Raw genomic sequence first — 22,395 nt, 5'->3', positions numbered from 1 at the left:
GTGGGTTTCTAATACTTTGATTTTAGTCATAGAGTCTTTATTCTAGCATTAGCATCTGAAACGCCAATTTTTGGAATATTTCATCAACACCTTCACCAGTTTTAGCTGATGTGATGTTTATCGATATATTTAGGTTAGCAAAATTAGTAGGAATAGATTGCAATAGACTCTCTCTTTCATGACTTTCAATTAAATCAACTTTATTCAAAGCGATGAGCAGGTTAGATTGAGGATTAATGGATTTGAAAAGCTGCACATGATCTTTGAGGTTTTGCATACTTGAGTTTCTGGTCACATCGCCAACGATGATCGCTCCCTTTGCACCTTGCAAATAACTAGGTGCGATCGCCTTAAAACGGGTGCTGCCTTCAATATCCCAAATAATTAACTGTAATTGTGTTGATTCTACTGAAGAATCTTTTACACTGGCATCATTAATAGATACTAATTTACGTGAGATTTTTACACCAACAGTTGATAAATACTTATCACTAAATTGACGATCAACAAATTGTCGAATTAGGCTAGTTTTACCAACACCAAAATCGCCAATCAGACATATTTTTTGAGAAATTACTTTGGTAGGAGAATGCATTTAATTAGATACGGACATTGGCTTTAAAATTGGTTGAAACTCTACCCACCTTAACATTTGGTCAGAGGGCTGCTGAACAGATACGTCTATTATTCCAGAAATATGTAAGCGTTTAGCATTTACTCCTCTTTGCAATAGAGCATCTCGAACGGTTTGAGCGCGTTTCATTCCTAGTTGATAGTTGATAGCGCGATCTCCAATATTATCATTTTTTACCAGAATCTTAAGATTGTAATCTGGGTAAAGATCTAGAAAAGCTTGAACTTCAATTAGTTTTTCGGTGTCACTTGGTTCTAGTGTTGTCACCCATATTGGAAAGTAGATGCGTGTAGATATCTTTGGGGTCTGAATTGTAGCTGCATTGCTAACTGTCGTAATTCCAGCAATTTTGGTAAAAGTTTGTGTGATTTTTGGGATCAGCCTCGGCTGTTCAATTAATCCTGTAATTGTTACTTGCCCATCTTTAAATTGACTCTGAATATTTACTCCTTGGGTATAGTTGAGTGCTTTAGTCAGTCGTTGGACTTCGATCGCCACAAGCTCAGGATCGGGAGGTATATTGACAGTATAGATACTGTTATTAATTTTGCTGATTTCTATTTCTGCTTTTGAGGCAGAAATCGCCACTTGCAGGGCGCGATCGCGCAAATGTTGATTTGGTAATTTGCCTCCTAATTTTAAGTGCTCTCCATTAGCTGTAACATTCAGGCGATAGACAGCTAGTTCGGGAGTACTGGCAAATGCTTCTAAAACTTTAGCTTCAAGTTGACGATCTCGATTAGATTGATGTTGATAAATTCCTATGGGTATACAAATTAAGGCAAGTACAGCCAAAACTGTCAAAATCAATGCTTGGGGCAACTGTTTGGAAGATTTAGCCTGCTCGACTTCTATTAACGTTTTGAGTTGAATTTCTACTTGCTTTGGAATCGTGCTGGTATCACCATCAAATTCTTTAAAGCGATCGCCATAGCTTTGCACAACTCGACCAAAAACATCGCGAATTTTATTTACCAGAGCGGCATCAGGTTCTCCTTGAATGATGACTGCTAGATAACAATATCCTGCCACTTCCAGCAAAATCTTAGAACCACTATAGTTAATCGCATCAAGTTCCGTTGTACTTTCCGATCTCGATATACATTCATTGGCAAAGCTCCGAATCGCTGTCAACATCCCCGCTAGCATGTCTGAATCAATTGGCTCGACTAAAGAATCGAGATCACTTTTTTGGATGTCGATCATTACCAGTCCTGATAGATTATGAATCAAAAATATAGCTTGAATTTCAAAGGGAACTGATTCTTTAAGAATCAATTCGGCTTCAGAAACACCTTGTATTCTGGCGCGAATTTTACGCTGTATACCTTCTACGCTAAAAGTCTGTTCAACTTTTTCATTAATAGAACGAATTGCTTCCGCAAAATATTTAGCGATTGTATTCCCAATTACAGGATATAGGGCATCAACCATGGCATCGCGTTCAAGGTCGATTTGGCGCTTAATTGCCGATCCCATTTCTGGCGCAAGAGAATCAACAATTTCATCACGATCAATCCGAATTTGTTCACGAATGGCTGCCCCAACTTCTGGACCAAGAGCCTTAGCAATTTGCTCAGGGTTATTACGAATTTGCTCACTAATCGCATTGGGTAAGAGATCAGCGATCGCATGACTCATTGACAAACGATCTAATTGCGATCGCTCAAAGATTACCTCAGCAATAATTGGTGTAATGGCTTGACACATTTCTTCTCTAGCTTGATCAGCTTTGATACTGAGTAACTCAGCAATAATTGGTAGCAAAAGCTGTACTAGTTCTGCTGGTTGATTAATTTGATTTTCTAACTGAGCAACACGACCTCTAACCTCATCAATTTCCATCGGGATATTGCTATTTTCATCGTCCATTGCCGACAGTCTACGAGAAGCATTGTGCAGGAGACTTTCTAAACCCTCGATTTTGTTCATTATTTCAGGATTGTTAACCTGACTTTCAACAATTCCCAGCTTTTGTTCAACCGCTATCTTAAAGCTTCGCAGATCTTCTAACTCTGGTACAACCAGAATATCCTGCAACATATGGATTGCCTCATCATCTGATGAGCTTTCTAAATAAGAGATTTGAGGCTGTGATGGTTGAAACTGTGGTGGTTGAAGTGGAGGTTGAGAAGTTGGGACAGAGATGTCTTGAGATGGTGGCAAAGAGGTTGATTGAGCAATTGGTGGAGAGCCTATTTGGACTTTATCACTACCTAAGAGAATCTCTTGGATGAGATTGACTGTTTCAATTTCTTCTTTTTTTGAAGGCTCTATTTGTTCTAATCGAGAATATTTAGTATTGTCAGCTAGATTTAAATTTCCCTCGGTCTGTTCTGCTGTTTGTCGATCTTTAACATTAGGATCAAAACCATTCTTAGCGGGCGGAATATCTCTTAAAAAAGGTAGCTCATCTAGTAGGCTAGGGAAAGAATATAGGGAAGGCGATCGCTGCCCGATATCTGAAAAATCTTCATCTAGTGATTTTGGTCTGGGCTTAGCCAATGAGTTCTGTCCATTTGGCGATCGCGTATCTAAAGATACCCCATCTAAATATTTAGGATTAGACTTAGCTGATAAACCTTGCTCGCTCTTTAATAGTCTTGAGCTAGTCTGACTAGACTGAATGTCTATAGACTGAGTATCTTTATGATCAATATTTAATAGACTTGCGTCTTGTATACCTTGCTGCTCCTGAGAACTTTTAGGTTTTTCAGAGTCAATAATATTTAGCTCAGAGAGCAGGAGTAAAAACTTCTCAACATCACTGAGCGCTTTATTCTGGAAGTTACCCTTTTGCTCTCCTTTTGGCTCTGACATATTACTTTTGCATAATGACAATGTTTTCGTACTATAGCAAATGCAAAACAAGGGGCTTCGGCCCCTTGTTTTGCATTTGCGTTATATTAACGCTTTTTACTTTGTATTGATTTATGGCTTGGCTTTAGAAGATCGTGATGTGGTTCTAGTTGTAGAGCTAGTTGATTCCGCACTAGGTGAGACTTTTGGCTCAGAATCGAGGATACTCACCCGCTCATACTTTTCTTCCACCTTTTCTTCGGCTGCCTCACGCAGTTCAGGTACAAACTCAGAACCCTTAAGTCGCATACCTAACTCAAATAGCAACTCTGCCATGTCATCTTTAGAAAGCTTGTCTTCCCGCAGAATTGAGAAATGGCGGTCTAGCTCTTCTAGAACAAGCGATCGCAGTTCACGAGTGTCATTTTGTAAATTATCTCTAGTTTGGGCAATTTCTTCACGTAGCGCTACCCGTTGCGCTTCAACAGTCTCATCAAGGGTCTCAATACTATTGGTAAACTTGCGATTAATACGATCAAACTGTTGACGTAGGTCAGCAGCCTCCTCCTGAGTAGAGGTGCTAATCGTTTTTAGTCGCTTATCAATAGACTCAACTGCCGCCCGTAACTCACTGGCTAACACTGATTTCAAGTCGTTAAGGCGATCGCGGACATCTTGCTGAATAGCTGAAATATCCGACTCGGCTTTATCTAGCCGACTAGTGTATTCGCGCAAATGTGCGCCGAAAATGATATCGCGAATTTGATCGATATTGCCTAAGCGTTCGCGGATCTCATCTCTGGTGATTTCACCCATTAGGTTACCTCTAGGAATGATTTGAACAGGTAGAAAGTTTTTAGTCTCAAGGCACTACATACTGCGGTTTGCAGGTTGTCTAAGACAGCTTGCAAACCGTAAAACCCATGTTAATTTTGGTTTGCGATTTTTATATTGTCCATGCCAATGTAAAAACTTCGGTATGCATAATATTTCTGACGATCGCCACTAAACATAACCATAGCAAAGTCTTGCCATTTTTGCTGTCTTTTAGTTATGGCTATAATTCGCGTTACTTCGCAGAATTGTTATTAATTTGGGTAATATAAACACAGCAATGCTAGTTAGCTTTGTTATTACTGGCAAAATATGTCTGCGATCGCCCAATTACCATACAAAAAGCTACGCTGGCAAAGAAGCAAAAGTTCTTCATTAGCCCGTCAACGTGAGGTTTTTTTAGCTGCGTTTACATTCCTGTTTTTTATATGGTGGGATAAATTTTGGCAAAATAATACATCTCGGACGCGCAGTAAAAGGGCTGAATGGTTAGTTCGCAATATGCTCGAACTGGGTCCAACATTTATCAAAATTGGTCAATCCCTATCCACTCGCATCGATCTGTTACCACCTGAATACATTAGTAGTCTGGCTCAACTCCAAGACAAAGTGCCAGCCTTTAGTGTTAAAGAAGCCAGAGAAATTATCGAACTCGAACTAGGTAAATCTCTTTATACGATCTATCGTGACTTTGATGAAATTCCTCTGGCTGCTGCTAGCCTCGGACAAGTACATCGTGCCACCCTCCACACTGGCGAAGAAGTTGTTGTCAAAGTCCAACGCCCAGGGTTAAGGAAATTGTTCGATCTCGATTTACTTGCGGTTGGTAAACTTCTCAAAGTATTTCGACGCTATTTTGCTTGGACACGCAAATATAATTTAGAAGGGATTTATCAAGAGTTTTTCACGATTCTTTATCAAGAAATTGATTATGCGATCGAAGGCGGCAATGCCGATCGCTTCCGCAAAAATTTTGAAGGTTATCCACGCATTGTTGTCCCCAAAATTTATTGGGACTATTCCACCTCCATGGTTTTGACCTTGGAATATGTGCCTGGTATCAAAATAGATGATCGCCAAGCCTTGGAAGCCTGTGGATTAAACCCCAAAGAAATTAATCAATTAGGAATCTGTTGTTATCTTAAACAGCTTCTCCAAGATGGTTTTTTTCATGCCGATCCCCACCCTGGAAATTTAGCTGTTAGCCCTAGTGGAAGTTTGATATTCTATGATTACGGCATGATGGCTGAAGTCAAAACTATGGCAAAGGATCAAATGGTGAAGACTTTCTTTGCAGTGCTGCGTAAAGACACTAATGAAGTTGTTGACAGCCTACTGAGCATGGGATTTATTGAACCGATCGCAGATATGAGTCCGATTAAACGCATGTTAAAGTTTGTTTTAGATCGCTTCACCGAAAGACCTGTGAATATCTATGAGTTCGAGCAAATTAAAGGTGAAGTGGTAGCCATCTTTGAGAAGCAGCCCTTCCGTTTGCCTCCCCAAATGACCTATCTACTCAAGTCTTTAACTACTCTTGACGGTATTGCCAGAATTCTTGACCCAGAATACAACTTCACCACTGCCGCCCAGCCCTTTGTAAAAAGCATTGTGCTTACTAAAGGTCGGGGTAATACATTGGGAGCTTTGGCTCAACAAGCTAAAGATTTTTTGGTCTATCAGCTTAATAAACCTAGTCGGATGGAAATTTTATTAGAACGGTTAGAAGAGAGAATCGAGCGTGGTGAGTTGATGATTCAGGTCAAGTCTTCCGAAAGCGATCGCACTCTTAAGAGGATTAATATTGCCGTTAAAGCTTTAATCTATGCTTGTCTAACAGGCTTTTTGGCTTTAGTTGGAGCTGTGCTATTAGTTGGTACTACTGCTTACTCTGGCTGGGCGATCGCTACTTTTATAGGTGCTTTTTTCTCTGGATTTTCGCTAATTCGCGCCCTTATTCAACTATCTATCCGTGAAAAAATAGATAGCATTGCTGAACAATAATAACTCACGTTAAACCAAGTAAAAAGAGATGGCGGCGCGAAGCGCCGCCATCTCTTTTTACTTGGGGAACCAAAAGCGCCAATCAGTATTGGGGCTTGATGGTGGTTTGTACAAATTAGGATTACCTGTGTATAGAACTTCAGCAATTAGTGGGAAACTCTCAGTCTGACTTGGCGGACAATCCCAATTTGGATGATGCCACTCATCAAGGCATAAAACCTCAGTCAAGCCTTCAGGAATGAGTCCTCCATATTCTTCCCGATTAGCCAATAACTCTTCACGATAGTTTGCTAATAAAGCGATCGCAATATCAGGCTCATGCTCTGAAAATAAGTCTGGACGAAAAATGATATTTAATCCTGTTAAAGGAATAGATTTACCTCGCACAGTTACAAGATAGTCGTTAAGTAATTCATCGTATTTAATTTGTCCTGTAATTAGGGAGAGATTACTGCCAAAATGGAAATTTTGCTGCTCATTATTTTTCTGTGAATTACAGTTGCCTACACATTCAATAATTGTAGTTAGTCCTTCACCAGCAGGACACCAAGTAATTGAGTTGAACATAATAATCCATTGATGCTCATCCCGAAATGCTAAAAGTCTTGAAGAAAGATAGTCAACATTTAAATTGCCTAGGCAAGGTATTTTGATCTCATTAAAACTGCGATCTAGAAATTCTAAAATTTGTTGTGGTGATTCCATGTATTTTTAATTTACGATAGAAGCCGTATTTCTTACAGCGCTTTATATTTTATATCTTTAATGATTTTCTGAATAACTGACTCTTGTGCTTCTATGCTCTCTAATAGACGAAACTGGACAAGCGATCGCCATAGATTATGCTCAGGATGTTTAACATTAAAATAGATATTGCCTGATAAATAATCTGTAAAAAAGCGTAATCCCAACTCAAAGGTAATCACCCGAATTGCATCATAAATATAGGTATAGTCATATTCTGTGAGAAAAGATCGCGCCGTTGATAGATATCCCTGCAAAATCCCTTGACAAAGTTCCATCTCAAATTGAACATCTTGCCATTGTTCAGTCTCTTCCCCAATAACATTACAACCTGATCGCAGACAATCACCGATGTCATAATGTACCAATCCAGACTTAACCGTATCCAAATCGACTATGCTTACCGCTAGTTGAGTCTGTCGATCAAATAAAATATTATTTACCTTGGGGTCTCCATGCATCGTTCGCAAAGGTAGTTTCCCATCGGCTTTGGCACTTTCTAAAATATGCGCTAATCCCTTGCGATCGCTGACAAACCGTAAACAGTAATCGATTTCAGGAGATTTATTAATACTTCTCGTCCCAAAAATTTCTTCATATTGCTGTAAATATCGCGGCGTAACATGAAAGCCTGCTAATGTGTCAGCCAACTGTTCAGGAACCAAATCACTAGTCAGATGATGGAATGTTCCCAAAGCATAACCAACTTCTCGCGCTTGTTCAATATTTCCCATTACATCAAAGGATTGCGAATTAGCAATAAAACTAAGCGATCGCCAAAATTCGCCACTGTCAGTCTTCCAATAGTCTTGCCCCTGCTGCGTTGGTAATATTTTGGGTATATCCCATCGTCGATCTAATGGAGATTTCTGAAGGCGATCGCGTACATGATTCGCATAAATCCGCATATTCTGCATGACCAACTTTGGTTCTCGAAACACTTTAGTATTTATGCGTTGCAAGATAAAAGGCTGAGCTTCTACTTCTTGCAAAGAGACTAAAAAAGTATCATTAATATTGCCACTGCCAAAGGGTTGAATGTCAGCAATTTGTTTTTGAAGGGAGAACTGATGAGCGATCGCCATAATCTGCGATCGAGCTAGTTTATCAATTTGGTCATTTTGATGCATATTTCTTAGGTATTGTCAGATGAATCAACCAAGCTAAATATTTTTGCGTGCTAATCTTTGTATGCTGATTGCAAAGCTATTCCGACATAATCATCTTTACCTAGATGCACGAATCATTTGAGTAAACGAATAAGTCCAGCCTGTTCAAAATGTTGGTCAGTTGTCAAAGCTTCCTGAATGCCTAGTTGTTGCATCACAACAAAAGATGAGCAGTCAACAAGAGACCAAGCTTTGTCTATTCTACCTTTACATAATTGCCAAGCTAGATCGTCAGTCTCATTATCAATATGTATCACATCAACATAAGTCACTATTTTGATAGCGTCCACAATTTCAAATATCCGAGAACGAGAAATTTTCAGTGGGCTGTTTAGTAAGGCTACCAATTCAGTAATTACATAGTTGGTCGTATAAATTTTTTTCTGTTGTTGGAGAGCTAAACGAAAATACTGCTCTGCCTGTGGATAATAAGTTTGAGTACTGATAAAAAGACTTGCCCATCCTGAAGTATCAATAAACAAATTACTCATCCCAGTTTAAATCTTGATGTAAAGCTTTGCCAATGTAGTAATCATGATTCTCAGCTAGTTTAGGAATATCCACATTGATAGAACCAATTAAGTTTAGGAGAGGATCTGTTTCTATTGATTTTATTAAAGTAGACTGATTTAAAAATTCTAACTGTTTCAACAAGGCTTGTAAGACGATTTCCTCTGGAGCTTTATTTAAGCGTTCAGCTTGAGCATTCAAGGCTTTTTCTAGATTGTCAGGAAGGGTAATCGTGAATGTTTTAGCCATAGCTATTTTTTCTGATTTGTTTGCAACTATCTTAATCCAATAACTCAACGCATCGTTACTAGTTGGTAATATTGCTATCTTAAGTCTAAAGCAAGTAAAGATTATTGATGAGTAAAGTGTCATTTTTTGGGTAATCTGGAAGATCTACTCAAAAAATTAAATTGAGGTAACTTGTTGACAAAGCCCCCACCAATTAATTCCCTTCCCCTTGCTGCAAATCCTCATGGGTTATCCCGATGGATACCTATTATCGCTGTGCTAAGGAATTATCAACTACCTTGGCTGATCCAAGATGTGGTTGCAGGACTGGTTCTGACTGCGATTCTCATTCCCGCAGGTATGGGTTATTCCGAAGCCGCAGGTTTACCTGCCATTTATGGGCTATATTCCACGATTGTGCCACTAATTGCCTATGCAATTTTTGGACCTAGTCGGATTTTGGTATTAGGTCCTGACTCTGCCCTAATTCCGCTTATTTCGGCGACAGTACTCCCATTGTCTAATGGCAATCCTCTACAGGCGATCGCGATCGCAGGGGTGTTAGCAATTTTTTCGGGAGTCATCTGCATTATTGCAGGGCTAGCAAGATTTGGCTTCATTACCGAATTACTTTCTAAACCAATTCGCTATGGATATCTCAATGGAATTGCTGTCACTGTTTTAATTGGACAATTACCGAAGATTTTTGGGTTTTCGGTAAAAGGTAATACGATTTGGGAAGACTTGATTGGATTTGGGCAAGGTGTTCAAGACGGTAAAACCAACACGATTGCACTAGCGATCGGATTATCTTGTTTGTTAGTAATTCTAGTTCTCAAACGAATAGCCCCTAAAATTTCGGGGGTGTTGGTGGCTGTGGTGGCGGCGACAATCATTAGTTCTCTATACGACCTTGCTCAGGGATCGGGCATATCTGTAGTCGGAGTCTTGCCACAGGGGTTACCATCATTCCATGTTCCCAACATTACACCGATCAACTTCAACACTTTGTTTTCTAGTGCTTTAGCGATCGCTTTGGTATCCTATGCCGATCTGAGCGTTTTATCACGAACCTTTGCCATACGGGGCGGTTATAAAGTTGAGCGCAATCAAGAATTAATTGCCTTGGGTATCGCCAATATTGCGGCGGGATTATTTCAAGGATTTTCAGTAAGTAGTAGTGCTTCGCGTACACCTGTAGCTGAAGCAGCAGGCTCAAAAACGCAGATTACAGGAGTGGTGGGTGCAATTTGTCTTGCTCTAGTTTTATGGTTTGCACCGATGTTATTACGAGATCTGCCCCAAGCTGCTCTCAGCGCTGTGGTTATCTCGGCTGGGCTAGGCATTTTTGAAATTAAAGGAACTTTACGTCTATATCAGTTGCGAAGGTTTGAATTTTTTCTGTCAATTGTTTGTTTTTGCGGTGTTGCAGTACTAGGAGTAATTCAAGGCATTTTTAGTGCTGTCGTTTTGGCTTTGATGGCTTTTGTTTGGAGTGCATGGCGACCACATTATGCCGTACTGGGTCGGATTGATGGCATCAAAGGCTATCACGATGTCTCACGTCATCCTGAAGCTAGACAAATTCCGGGATTAGTGATCTTTCGTTGGGATGCACCGCTCTTTTTTGCCAATGCCGAAACCTTTTGTGAACGGGTGTTGCAAGCGGTGATAGCTGCACCCACGATGACTAAGTGGGTATTAGTAGCCGCAGAACCTGTGACTGATATTGATCTTACGGCTGCGGATGCGATCGCAGAACTTGATAAAACTCTATGCGAAGCACATATAGAATTATGTTTTGCAGAAATGAAGGGACCAACTAAAGATCGTCTCAAACGTTATGGACTCTTCAGCAAGATCGGTAAAGATGACTTCTTTCCCACAATTGGACAGGCTGTGGACATGTATTTGGAAGTAAATAAAGTCGAATGGCATGATTGGGATGAATAAACGAAAATGCGGTGCAACGCACCGCATTTTAACGTCTTAGGACTTAATTGCTACCCAATCTCTCTTTAGTAATGTGACAAAAGTGGCAATACCTTTGGAAAATCCTACAGGGTCTTGCATTGCATATTCAGGGAAATCTTCATAGTGTCGCCATTGTTCGGCGGCATTGTGGCGTAAATGTAAGACACGTTCGCCATCTTCAAGCTTCCAAATCATTTGACCGCCAGTTGGGATATTAGACATGGTCTCCTCCTGTTATGTTAACCAGAACAACATTGGTATGAGCTACCAGTTGTTATGGACAATTTTGGCGATCCCAATATTAAATTCTGTAAATATAGCTACTTTTAGTATAGCCTTTATCGTCAGATTAGTGTATATGCAAGCCTTCTACACTCACCTATATCTAAAGGCATGAATAGCAAAGTGCAGCTTATTCATTTACAGCACTTTGCGCTTAAATTCGAGCCAAGATACTTCTTGAAAGTGTTGTGAGGAAGCATTTTCGAGAAATATCTTGTGATTTTAAGGAAGTAGATTTTCCATTGCAGCACCAACTACTCGATAATCATGATCTTGTCTGAGCATAGATATAGCTTCCTTCGATTCAGGAGTATCAAACTGCATTAAGGCATAGGCAAGTCTGACGCGAATATATTCCAATTCTGAATCTTTGAGGCTTAAGAGTTTTGCTAGGGCTGCTTCAGACTGCCGTGTTTTGGACAAAGCTCCTAAACCATCAATACAAGCTTCTTTGACCGTTGCATCTTCACCTTCTAAACCTAGGCTGCAAATTTCTAAGACTTCTTCATGGCATTCTATTTCCACTAAAGCGGCTAGAATACTGCGACGTAATAGCCAGTGATCATCGGTAATGAAGGCTTGCACTAAATGAGAAGCAGAAATGCGATCAAATAGAGATAGAGAATTTGCCGCTTCTGCTCTAACATTGGGCGTGTTGTCATAGCGCATGATTTGCAAAAGCGCGGCAAAGGATTCCGATGTTTTTTGTCTACCAAGTTCTCTAGCTACAAAAGTTCGCACTAAAAATTCTGGATCTTTTATCTGTTTCGTTAAGAGGGGAACAGCTATATCAGCCGCATAATCTTTAAGAGCCGAGATCGCTTTCAACCGATATTGAAAATCGGAATTTTGGAGATCGGTTTCGATTTGAGTGAGATCCATAGGGTGAGATGTTTCGGTAGGATGACAATATAAACAATATATTTATTAAACCTTTTAACGATGTCCCAATTTCAACTGAGTGATAAAGTTCTCGAACTGATTAAAAAATCGCGAATCGTAAGTTTTGTAACTTGGCAAGATACTTGTTCTATTGAGATAATTCAGTGTTTGCAAACAGCCGATGCTCAAAGCCGTTATCTTACGGATGCAGATTTACAACAAATTCAAGAGCTTGAGCCTGCGATCGCCAAAAATGTTCCTGTTGTAAAATTACTCCGCGATCGCGTCAATGCGATCATCGATGAAGCTAGAGCGGAGGTTTTGCAAGTATTTCCGAATATTACTCAAGAAGGTGGAGGACTATATCCTCCCGAAAGAGCCAATGCTTGCTGGCGCGATTTTTGGCATTTTTTACGATGCATTACTTACGGCATTGTGGGACAACGTACCGACTATCTAAGTGCAGAGGGTTTGCAATATATGAACTTGCTATATCAGGAGTTGCAAGTGCCTTTAGATGCGATGGTTGTTGGTTTAGAGGGGATTAAAACAGCAAGTTTAAAACAACTGGAACTGTCACAAAAATCTGAACTAGATCAATATTTTGATTGTCTGATCGAGCAGTTAAAACTATTTGCATAATGTTTTGCCGTACTTGACACGGCAAAACATTATGCAACAGAATCAAACAACATGGTGGTCATGTAGCGATCCGCCCATTCTGCACCAAAGGATTTTTCGAGTACGCGACGGGTTTTGTCATTTTGTTGTTGTTTTTCGCAGTAATATTGCTGACCTGCGATCGCGTTGGCAACTTCAAGCTCCGAAGTCAAAGGTTTAGTCACACTAGCAATTTGGCAATGAATAGTCAAAAAGTCACGCACCCGTTGCAAAAAGGCATGTTCTTCCAGTTCACCCATTGGGCGCACAAATAAACAAAATTCCGAGAAAATATCCGCCCATTCTGGTAAAGCACGGGGCTGTGCAAAGTTGAGATCGGGCAGTACTGACAAAGCTTGACTATATTTAATAGGTAGCGATCGCTCGGCATTTACTGGTGAGAGATCGGCGATCGCTGCACTAACTGCACCTCCACGTCCGCCGACAATATCGGCTCCGAAGATGGGCAAAGCATATTCAGGATTAGGAAACATTACGCAATGCAAAATATCCAGTCCGTTACCAACTTGAGCCAGTTCAAGATGCAGCTTACGGAATTGGGGCGCTTGATAACAAAGATTTTCAATCACCAGCTTCTCGCCTTCTAGATGTCCTTCAATATAGCCAAGTCCCTCTGGGACGCTATAGGGCGACAGATCTAGATTGGTTTGCCATACTTGTTCGATGCAGTCTGCTAACTGACAAATTAAAGGATGTTGGCGATTTCGCAGTGATGCTGACATAAACTTCGATATACGTTTCTATTTGAGTATAGAACGGTGATTGTCAAAACTCTACAAGAATTAAAAAGCTTTGCGAAGCAAAGTTTTTTAAAAATATTTCGTGCGGTAAGTGTCAAAATAAGTTCTAACGTTGTGAGATTGAGGCGAAACGATGTCACTAAAAGCTGGCAAAGAAGCGTTGCTAAGAAAGCACTATACTGAGGCGATCGCCATCTTGACTGAATATGGCCAAGAGAGTAATGATCAGACCTCCAAAGACTATGTGCAAGCGCAGATTTGGCTAGTTTCAGCGTACAAAAAAACAGGTCGTGCTGATAAAGCGATCGCTATTTGTGAAAAATTAGCATCATCTTCTGATCCACAATTACAAAAATGGGCGCAAAAATCCTTAATTACACTTCGGGGCTTGCTTGACGCACCAACAGATGATCGCATCAAGCGCAATGAAGATGTCGCTTCGGTAATCAAGTCCGATCCTCGCCGCTATCGCAAAAAAAACGTTACCTTATCGCTTCCCTCTCGCTATACATATTTTCTGATTGCCGCGATCATTCTGACGGTTTGTGCGATCATCGGCTTGCAATTTTTAATCAGCTTTGGAATTTCGCGGCTTTTTACCGATTACTTTTCGGAAGCTTGGGTATACACAACGGCAATTGTGTCAGTAGTATTTAGCATTTTGCTGTTTTTTATGTCGCCTTGGATCATCGACATTACCCAAAAGCAATATCACCGCATTCAGTGGATTACCCTTGCCGATTTGGATGAAAAGAGTCCTGAGGCTGTAGAAATCATTGAGAATTTTTGTGAAAAGTACAATATATTTGTGCCGCGATTGGGATGGATTGAAGATGATGCGCCTGTGGCTTTTATCTATGGCGTAATCTCCAACTCAGCAAGAATTGTCGTCAGTCGAGGATTATTTGAATGTCTAGATGATGATGAAATTGCGGCAGTCTATGCCTATCAATTAGGAAGGATTCAGAACAAGAGCTTTGCGGTTTTGACCTTTGTTTCTGCTCCTGTTCAAGTCCTTTATTACGTTTATGTGTTACTCAGTCGTCAAAGTTATCGCGCTAAAAGTGCCAAACAGATCTGGCAAGTTGTTGCAACCCTTGCCAATGTTCTCTATTCCCTCAGCAATTATTTGTTGATTTGGCTCTCCCATGCGAGTACGATCGTCAGCGATCGCTTTGCCGCAGAAATTACAGGCAACCCCAATGCCCTAGCCCGTGCATTGCCAAAGATGGCACGACAAATGTTGCCCTACAATCAGCCTGCCATGCCCACCAATCGTCTATTGGAATCGACTAGAGCCATCGGTATTTGCGATCGCCAAACCATGACTGCGATCGGGCTAGCAATGGAAATTGCCCATGTCGGACAAACCGATCAAGATCCCTATCGCGTATTTCTTTGGGAACTATTCAATCCTTGGCGGCGTTGGCTAGAAATTCATTCCACTCATCCCTTAGTTGGGAAGCGTTTGAAGTTTCTATCGGGATATTCCAAACAATTGGGGCTGTTAACTGAATATGATTTTGCGGAACTTTTAAAAGAAGAGAAAAAACTCAATAAAAAAGCTTTATATCAAAACTTTTGGCGCGATTTGCTAATTCAAATTTCGCCCGTTGTTGGTGTAGCGATCGCGATAATCATCGCTATGCTTTTCTCGCAACTTTACAACCGATGGTTATTACTAAGTTTGTTGCTAATTGGCTTGGGTCTGGGTTTTATGTTTCAGGGTAGTTTACGCTATCCTGACTTTCGGAAAGTGGCTGATACTGATCTCGTGAGCCTCTTGATCGATCCCTATGCCAGTTACGTCCAAGGTACTCCTGTCCAAATCCCTGGTGAATTGCTCGGCTATGGTACTGATGATTTTTACATTGGTTATATGCTACGCCTAGAGGATCAAGGTGGCTTAGCCTTCATCAACTATATTCCCAACTTCCGTCAATGGATTATCGATCCTTCTAGTACGATTAAAAATCTAGAAATGTTATGCGATCGCTCGGTAATTGCGACAGGTTGGTTTCGACGGGGCAAGTTCCCAATCATTGATCTATCGACGTTACAACCAATCATGGAGGATCGCCCCAAGCAACGCGCTTCTCTAACCAGCTATCATCAATTCTGGAACAACATCGGCAGTTCGATTCTAGTTCTACTAGGTTTATCGCTTTTACTACTAACTTCGCGGTTGTTCTAACCCCCTAAGCAAGTTAGCTCAGTTTTTATTGCTTAGTTTTCACTATAGTAGAAACAGACTAAAACTTGACAATCAGGCTATTTCTTCTATAGTGACTTCTATAGTAAGTTTAGACAGTGCTATTATGTATAACTTACGGTTTATAGATAGATAATATGCTCAAATACCAGTATCCTAAAATCTTATTAGTTGATATGCATGAAGATTCAACTAAGGATTTAGAAAAACTTGGATATAATGTGTCTCCCGCTAGTCTAGGAAATCCTTACATGGTTACAAAGGTAAATAGATTCTTTCCTTTGGAAAACAATCTACAAGTTCCACAAGATTATAAAGAGCAGGATATCGTAGTTATTGATATGTGCTACGAGCCTAAACATAACAATTATCAAGTTATTGCAGAAGAAATAGGAGGAGGAATTGATAAATGGTGGATCAACCACAGTCAAGGATACGTTAACCCAAGACCTCTATGTAGTCGAAGCATCCAATTTGACTTTGATAGAATTTTAACCACGGGAGGGGTATTTATAATCTTTGCAGATGCCTTAGAGATTATAAGTTATCGTTTTGGACATAAAGACATCTACTCAAGACTTCAAATCGATCAGGAAGAATACCACAACAATTGGAACTTTCTTAGCGTTATAGGTGTTCTAGCCGAACGAAAAATCACGAATGATCATGGTGATTCAATCAGATTTTCTCAAGAACTTCCTAAAGATTGGTTAATTACGTCATTGCTCTCTGAGTATTTAGACCAAGCAACTTACAATTGCACATTTTCATTAACTTCGTGGTTCCCAAATAATTGGGTATCCTTATTGAAAAACAAGTATGAGATTGATATTGCTGGCATAATTACCCCATCTGAAGAAAGGAAAGGATGGATTATAATCCTACCAAATTTAAAAGACAAAGTAAATTTTACTACTAAGTTAATTACTCAACTCTTGCCTAATCTTGCACCAGCATTGTTCCCTGAACAAGAATATTTGAGTTGGGTAAATGATGTTAAATATTGTTTGCCTCAAGTTAATCAGTTTCAACAAAAAATTGTTGAAGTCCGAGAGCAAACAAGTTTAAAAATTGCAGAATTAGAGCAGGAAATAGAAAGCCAGAAAAACAACTTCTCATATTTATTTAATTTGCTTACAGAAACAGGAGATTCATTAGTTCAAGCAATTAAAACAACCTTAATGATATTAGGATTCAAGCAAATTAAAGATATTGATCAAGAATTAGAGTCTCAAGGGATTCAAAGACAAAACAGGGAAGATTTACGTATTCATGACAATGAAATAACCCTAGTGCTTGAGGTGAAAGGAATCAGTGGATTCCCCTCGGATGACGACACTCTAGCAGTGCAAAAATATGTTGTTTTGCGTATGAGGGAATGGAATACCGTTAATGTCCAAGGTTTAACTATAGTTAATCATCAGAGACATCTTCCTCCTCTTGATCGAAACAATGATTTACCTTTTAGACAAGAAATGTTGGTTGCTTCTGAACAACAAAATATTGGATTACTTACAACATGGGATTTACATCGCTTAACGAGAAGTTTCATTCAAAATGGATGGGAACATGAAGATGTCAAAAACTTATTCTATAAGGTTGGACGCATACTGATCATACCTAGCCATTATGAATTTATTGGTACAATTCAGCGTTTTATTCCAGAAAGAGGGATTTTAGGTATCCAAATAGAGGCATCAAACCTTAGGATTGGAGACAGGATAGCTTTTGAACTTCCAGTTGTTTTTGAAGAGCAAGAGTGTGAGTCATTGGAATCTGAAAGACACTCTATTGAAATTGCTGAAATAGGGATGCTTGTTGGAACTAAAACTAATTTAACTAAGGAGGAAGCACGAACTGGTGTGCGTGTTTACAAAATCGTTCGATAGTAATTCACCGTACTCAGTAAAATACAAACTTATCCATGAGTAAAAATAACTACAATGCTACATTACAAACTAAATTTTACTGAAATAATTTTAATATGGAAAACCTACTTTCAAGGATTACATTTAGCAGAGAAGTTCTATGTGGTAAGCCCATCATTCGGGGTTTGCGGATTTTAGTTGCCATGATATTAGAACTTCTGGCAAAAAGAGCAAGTATCCAAGAAATTCTAGAGGATTACCCAGAGCTAGAAATAGCTGACATATACGCGGCTTTACTTTATGCACAGCGTCTTGTTACCCATGAAGAAGTATTTGATCGAGTGGTAGCATCCTAAAGAATGAGATTTCTACTTGATGTCAATGCTAGTGGCGCTTTATCAACATGGCTTTTGGAATTAGGTTATGAAGTTGTGTTTGTGTTATTGCTAGCTCACAGCAAACTCTGTGTACTTTCTGGCATAGGGCGCGTGATAAGCTAAGACAATATCTTGCTTAGGCACACCGAGATCAATTAGTTCATTGGCAACCGAATACTCGGTTCCATCATATTGAATCCAAATTTTTCCATCTTTAATATCCACATGAATTAAACAGCCATACATCCGAAAGCCATCTTCCCATCCCACACTAACCACTTGATAATGATCGCCTCTTGTGTCAAACACAGTATAGGTTTCCATCGCTTCACCAACAGGATCGATTTGACAGTGATAAGTTAAGATGGATTGAATATGTTGACGATAGAGAGTTAATTTATCCATTGTAAAATTTCCTCGCGTTGAACATCAAAAACCATGATTTTGAGATTGTATTCAGAAATGCTGAGCAGCGTAAATTCTTCTGCAAAAAAGCTCTGATGAACTTCCTTTGGAATAGCCAGAAACAATTGTCGATCAGGCTGTTTTAGCCTTAGAGCTAGTCGATAGTTAAGAAACTGTCCCAGAGCAGCATGAAATTCAGAAAGCGAAGAAGGAGCAAGAAACGTCTTGATTTCAACGGCAATATATTGATTTTCTTTTTTAGCACCAATCAAACGTTCTGCACCTAAATCAATTTTCAATTGACGCTTGGGGATAAATGTCAGAATCAGAGGATCATCTGTAATCTGCCAACCATCCTTTTGCAAAGCAGTTTTGACAACATCGTGATAAATATCTTTAGCAGACATGATTTAAGGATTGCAAATGCACCAATGCTTAACCCCAATTTTACAGCAAACTTACAAAGTATTGCTTGCGTGATCCCACTACCTGTAAATACGATCGCCGATATGGCTGAATGAATTACTAACGCGCTAATTATTTTGGTAATTGCTCAACCTATAGAAAACAATGATTTGAGAGGATTCAAAGCGATAAGAATGGACTCAAAAGCAGAAAAGCCTTGTCTTTTTCCAGTATTGACAATGGAACGAACAGCCGCAAATAAGTCACGCCCCCAATCGGAGCGAAAACCATTCGTAACTTTTCTAAAAATGACACTCCAACGTAAAGCCTGTTCGCTAGAGTTATTAGTTGGCGGGATGGTGTGGTCATCCAAAAACAGAAATAAGTTTTCTCGTAATTCTAGATATCGCTTCTGTAATCTAAGTCCATCTTCTTGAGTAGGTAACAGAGCTAAAATATTGTCGAGGTCTCGATACAATCGACATCGATATTGATAACGAGTAGAGTCAGCTAAATCCGACCATCGCCTTCGCAGCACCAAAGCTCGTAGCAGCAGCTTTTTCATCCTGCCAGAGAAAATCTGGTCTCCTGCATCAATTCCATACTGACAATCTCTGAGTTGATGGGCAAGACAAACTTGCCATTCTGTCGCTGGATTGGTCTTTTGGGCGCTAAACAAATCTGATACCCACACCTCTGGTTGATGCTCTGCCATCACTTCGGCGATGACATCTGCGCCTCTAGACGGTCGGATGATATGAAAACATACTTGTTCGTTCTGAAATACCCATTCCCATTGATTTTTACCGTTTACCCTTGCACTGGTTTCGTCACTGCATACTAGACGAGATGTTTTTAGGGCTTGGAGTATTCCTGTCACCTCCGACTCTAGTTGTCCTTTCACCCTTGTTAAGAGATTGGCGATACCTCCTTCTGATATCTCTAAGCCAAATACTTCACTCAGCATTTGCTGCATTCTTCCATAGCTTATACCGTGACTGTATCTCATCGTTGTCACTAGGGCAGCTATTCTTTCTCCAAAGGGACTTCCTACTTCAAGTCCTACGGGTAATGCTGCGATTTGTTCCTGTCCACAATGCTCACACTTGCATCCATACCTTTCGATTCTGGTAACGATGGGCTTGATTGGTGGTATATCGATCTTGTCGTATCGTTCCAGTAATACCTGCATTGATTCAGCGATCTCTTTCCCACATTCTGCACAACTTTTTACAGTTGCTTTGAGCGTTTGGTCTGGATTTTCACTCAGTTGACGACCTCCTCCATCTCTTCCTATACTTCCTGCTCGTTTGCCTTCTGTTTCTTCTGGATTATTGATTTCCGCTTTAAATCCTTTGGCTGGTGGCAAACTTGAGTTCTTTGAAGTCTTCTTTGGTTTCTTTTCTAACTGCTTCTGTAGTTTTTGTAGTTCTTCCCATAACTTAACTATCAAGGCTTCTTTTGCCTCGTCTGTTAGTTCTTTTAGGTTGGGTAGTTCTTTCATTTCTTTAATTTATCAGCTTTTGCCCCTTTGTCAATTTTCCTACGTTGAGCTATTACTTATTTTGTTTAGGGAATATTAGCTCTGCTTTTTTGAAGGTGATTGATATAAAATATATTGAGCATACTGCGGTTTACAAATAGGCGATCGCGATTATGTCTGCACAGTTCCAAATCCACAAAGACACCATTGACCAAGTAAGTCAAAGGGCAGACATCGTAGATATCGTCTCCGAGCGCGTTGTGCTACGCAAAAGTGGGGCGAATTTTCGGGGAGCTTGTCCTTTTCATAATGGTACAAATGCTACAGCGCTGACGGTGAATCCATCACGGCAGATGTATCACTGCTTTAACTGTGGGGCAGCAGGTGGGGCAGTGAAGTTTTTGATGGAGATCGATAAGCGATCGTTCTCTGACGTAGTTTTGGATTTAGCGAAACGTTATAACGTTCCCATTCAAACTGTCGAACCCGAAAGAGCAAAAGAAATTCAGCGTCAAATCTCCCATCGCGATCGCCTCTATGAAGTGATGGCTTTGACGACAAGTTTTTATCAACATGCGCTCTATGCACCACAGGGAAGGCTGGCTCTTGCCTATCTTGCCGAAAAGAGACAAATGAGCAAAGAGACAATCCAGAAATTTCAACTGGGTTATGCGCCTGCGGGTTGGGAAACCTTAATGGGATATCTAGTGCAGCAAAAGCAGATTCCTGTCAGTTTATTAGAAGAAGCAGGTTTAATCGTTCCGCGCAAAACGGGGAATGGATTTTATGATCGCTTTCGCGATCGCTTAATGATTCCTATTCATGATACTCGTGGGCGTGTGATTGCTTTTGGAGGACGATCGCTGGGAGATGAAGAACCAAAATATTTAAACTCTCCTGAAACAGAACTCTTTAGTAAGGGTACGGTTCTGTTTGCGATGGATAAGGCACGAGATGCTATATCTAAATCTGATCAGGCGATTGTGGTGGAGGGTTATTTTGATGCGATCGCTTTACATCAAGCAGGAATTGAACAGGTGATCGCGACGATGGGTGTAGCGCTCAATGCTGACCAAATGAAGCAGTTACTGCGCTATAGCGAATCCAAGAATGTAATTTTGAATTTTGATGCAGATAAAGCAGGGATTACGGCGGCGGAAAAGGCGATCGCAGGCTTTAAGGAACTGGTTTTTAATGGAACTGTACAATTACGGGTGTTGACGATGCCTGATGGCAAGGATGCCGATGAATATCTCAAACAACATAGTGCTGAAGCTTATCGAGACTTGCTCAAAAATGCCCCATTATTTCTTGATTGGCAGATCGATCAAATACTTACAGGGCAAGATCTTAACCAAGCTGATCGTTTTCAAAAAAGTAGTCAAGCGATCGCGCAATTGCTCAATAACCTACCAGTTGATTCCTTCTTTCGTACCCATTACATTCATACTTCTGCTCAAAAACTATCTCAAGGTAATTCCTATCTAGCTCTAAGGCTAGAGCAAGACCTCCGTCGTCAGTTACGGAATACACGCTGGAATAGCAATAAACCCGCTCCTTCTCTGACCACTACCACCAACGCATTACATATAGCCGAAACTCAACTGTTGCAAATATATCTACATTTCCCACAACATCGTGCTTATCTATATCAAGAGATTGCTGAAGAAGAAAATATCGAATTTACACAATCAAATCATCGTTATCTTTGGCAAATGATTCTCAATCTACTTCAAGAAAATAAAACTTCCCTTGCTGCTGAAGAACCTTATCCTGATCATCTAGTGCAGCAATTACAGATCCTTTGTGCTGAGAAAGAAGATGTTGCAAGACAATTGCAGCATTTACTTTGGCTTGATGAAAACTCACGAATTGGTTTACTGCGTCCGCAAATTGTTGTGAGAACAGCGATCGCAAAGATTCAGTACATTATGTGTGAGAAACACGAAAAGGATTGGTTAAGCAAATATCAAAGTATTGATGTGATTGCTAATCCCGCTTTTGGCTATGAATGTCAAGCTAAGATTAAGGAAGCAAGGCAACGTAAAGCCGAAATCCGTAAACAGATTGAAGTTAATTATCTCGATCTGTCAGGTACTAGCACAAACGAGAAGAACATTATCGAGTTTTAAAATGCTATAAGCTATAACAATCCCATTAGTTT

General features: G+C 40.1%; 20 protein-coding genes. 7 read left to right on the top strand and 13 right to left on the bottom strand.

Features of this window, described 5'->3' with window-relative positions:
* Positions 1-37: 37 nt before the first annotated feature.
* From ABM313_RS09980 to ABM313_RS09970, 3 genes are all read right to left on the bottom strand, one after another.
* A complete protein-coding gene (locus ABM313_RS09980; RefSeq protein WP_434687683.1) occupies positions 38-595 on the bottom strand; it encodes a Rab family GTPase in 558 nt (185 codons plus the stop codon).
* Positions 596-3,454: a BON domain-containing protein gene (locus ABM313_RS09975; protein WP_434687682.1), complete on the bottom strand. Its 2,859-nt coding sequence runs from the start codon at positions 3,452-3,454 to the stop codon at positions 596-598.
* A gap of 111 nt (positions 3,455-3,565) precedes the next feature.
* Complete coding sequence (locus ABM313_RS09970; protein WP_434687681.1) at positions 3,566-4,249, bottom strand: hypothetical protein; 684 nt, start codon at positions 4,247-4,249, stop codon at positions 3,566-3,568.
* Positions 4,250-4,579: 330 nt separating this feature from the next.
* Here ABM313_RS09970 and ABM313_RS09965 point away from each other — a divergent pair, with 330 nt between their 5' ends.
* Positions 4,580-6,271, top strand: a complete 1,692-nt coding sequence (locus ABM313_RS09965; protein WP_434687679.1) for an ABC1 kinase family protein — start codon at positions 4,580-4,582, stop codon at positions 6,269-6,271.
* Positions 6,272-6,328: 57 nt separating this feature from the next.
* Here the strand turns inward: ABM313_RS09965 and ABM313_RS09960 are convergent, their stop codons facing one another.
* The 4 genes from ABM313_RS09960 to ABM313_RS09945 form a co-directional block, all read right to left on the bottom strand.
* Positions 6,329-6,976, bottom strand: a complete 648-nt coding sequence (locus ABM313_RS09960; RefSeq protein ID WP_434687677.1) for a DUF7003 family protein — start codon at positions 6,974-6,976, stop codon at positions 6,329-6,331.
* A 32-nt stretch (positions 6,977-7,008) separates the two neighbouring features.
* The gene (locus ABM313_RS09955; protein WP_434687675.1) at positions 7,009-8,145 is read right to left on the bottom strand and encodes a phosphotransferase enzyme family protein; all 1,137 of its coding nucleotides are present in this window, start codon (positions 8,143-8,145) and stop codon (positions 7,009-7,011) included.
* Between the two features lie 113 nt (positions 8,146-8,258).
* Positions 8,259-8,675 carry a type II toxin-antitoxin system VapC family toxin gene (locus tag ABM313_RS09950; protein WP_434687674.1) on the bottom strand — a complete coding sequence of 139 codons (417 nt, stop codon included), beginning with the start codon at positions 8,673-8,675 and terminating at the stop codon, positions 8,259-8,261.
* Positions 8,668-8,943, bottom strand: a complete 276-nt coding sequence (locus ABM313_RS09945) for a CopG family transcriptional regulator (protein ID WP_434687672.1) — start codon at positions 8,941-8,943, stop codon at positions 8,668-8,670. The genes ABM313_RS09950 and ABM313_RS09945 overlap by 8 nt, the downstream gene beginning before the upstream one ends.
* 171 nt (positions 8,944-9,114) lie before the next feature.
* Here ABM313_RS09945 and ABM313_RS09940 point away from each other — a divergent pair, with 171 nt between their 5' ends.
* Positions 9,115-10,875 (top strand): SulP family inorganic anion transporter, encoded by a 1,761-nt coding sequence (locus ABM313_RS09940; RefSeq protein ID WP_434687670.1) that lies wholly within the window; start codon positions 9,115-9,117, stop codon positions 10,873-10,875.
* A gap of 36 nt (positions 10,876-10,911) precedes the next feature.
* Here ABM313_RS09940 and ABM313_RS09935 read toward each other — a convergent pair whose 3' ends face one another.
* Both ABM313_RS09935 and ABM313_RS09930 read right to left on the bottom strand, forming a co-directional pair.
* Positions 10,912-11,118, bottom strand: a complete 207-nt coding sequence (locus ABM313_RS09935; RefSeq protein ID WP_434687668.1) for a hypothetical protein — start codon at positions 11,116-11,118, stop codon at positions 10,912-10,914.
* Between the two features lie 282 nt (positions 11,119-11,400).
* Positions 11,401-12,060 carry a HEAT repeat domain-containing protein gene (locus ABM313_RS09930; protein WP_434687666.1) on the bottom strand — a complete coding sequence of 220 codons (660 nt, stop codon included), beginning with the start codon at positions 12,058-12,060 and terminating at the stop codon, positions 11,401-11,403.
* A gap of 60 nt (positions 12,061-12,120) precedes the next feature.
* On the opposite strand from ABM313_RS09930, the gene ABM313_RS09925 reads away from it, so the two are divergent.
* Positions 12,121-12,702: a phycobilisome protein gene (locus tag ABM313_RS09925; protein ID WP_434687664.1), complete on the top strand. Its 582-nt coding sequence runs from the start codon at positions 12,121-12,123 to the stop codon at positions 12,700-12,702.
* A 29-nt stretch (positions 12,703-12,731) separates the two neighbouring features.
* On the opposite strand, the gene ABM313_RS09920 is transcribed toward ABM313_RS09925, so the two are convergent.
* Positions 12,732-13,463 (bottom strand): phycocyanobilin:ferredoxin oxidoreductase, encoded by a 732-nt coding sequence (locus ABM313_RS09920; RefSeq protein ID WP_434687662.1) that lies wholly within the window; start codon positions 13,461-13,463, stop codon positions 12,732-12,734.
* A 151-nt stretch (positions 13,464-13,614) separates the two neighbouring features.
* On the opposite strand from ABM313_RS09920, the gene ABM313_RS09915 reads away from it, so the two are divergent.
* The 3 genes from ABM313_RS09915 to ABM313_RS09905 all read left to right on the top strand — a co-directional run bounded on the left by ABM313_RS09915 (position 13,615) and on the right by ABM313_RS09905 (position 17,917).
* The gene (locus ABM313_RS09915) at positions 13,615-15,675 is read left to right on the top strand and encodes a M48 family metalloprotease (RefSeq protein ID WP_434687660.1); all 2,061 of its coding nucleotides are present in this window, start codon (positions 13,615-13,617) and stop codon (positions 15,673-15,675) included.
* Positions 15,676-15,830: 155 nt separating this feature from the next.
* On the top strand, positions 15,831-17,582 hold the full coding sequence (locus ABM313_RS09910; protein ID WP_434687658.1) for a hypothetical protein: 1,752 nt from the start codon (positions 15,831-15,833) through the stop codon (positions 17,580-17,582).
* 95 nt (positions 17,583-17,677) lie between these two features.
* Positions 17,678-17,917 carry a DUF433 domain-containing protein gene (locus tag ABM313_RS09905; RefSeq protein ID WP_434687657.1) on the top strand — a complete coding sequence of 80 codons (240 nt, stop codon included), beginning with the start codon at positions 17,678-17,680 and terminating at the stop codon, positions 17,915-17,917.
* Between the two features lie 90 nt (positions 17,918-18,007).
* Here the strand turns inward: ABM313_RS09905 and ABM313_RS09900 are convergent, their stop codons facing one another.
* The 3 genes from ABM313_RS09900 to tnpC form a co-directional block, all read right to left on the bottom strand.
* Complete coding sequence (locus tag ABM313_RS09900) at positions 18,008-18,343, bottom strand: XisI protein (protein WP_434687655.1); 336 nt, start codon at positions 18,341-18,343, stop codon at positions 18,008-18,010.
* Positions 18,331-18,750, bottom strand: a complete 420-nt coding sequence (locus ABM313_RS09895) for an element excision factor XisH family protein (RefSeq protein WP_434687653.1) — start codon at positions 18,748-18,750, stop codon at positions 18,331-18,333. Before ABM313_RS09895 ends, ABM313_RS09900 begins: the two co-directional genes overlap by 13 nt.
* Positions 18,751-18,896: 146 nt before the next feature.
* Positions 18,897-20,252: an IS66 family transposase gene (gene tnpC / locus ABM313_RS09890; protein ID WP_434683540.1), complete on the bottom strand. Its 1,356-nt coding sequence runs from the start codon at positions 20,250-20,252 to the stop codon at positions 18,897-18,899.
* A 152-nt stretch (positions 20,253-20,404) separates the two neighbouring features.
* Here tnpC and dnaG point away from each other — a divergent pair, with 152 nt between their 5' ends.
* Entirely contained in the window at positions 20,405-22,363 is a 1,959-nt protein-coding gene (dnaG, locus tag ABM313_RS09885) for a DNA primase (protein ID WP_434687652.1), read from the top strand.
* Positions 22,364-22,395: the final 32 nt, after the last annotated feature.

Source organism: Pseudanabaena minima str. Chao 2107 (assembly GCF_051131155.1).
Classification (GTDB): Bacteria; Cyanobacteriota; Cyanobacteriia; order Pseudanabaenales; family Pseudanabaenaceae; genus Pseudanabaena; species Pseudanabaena minima.
This window is presented reverse-complemented; position numbering and strand designations above follow the sequence as displayed.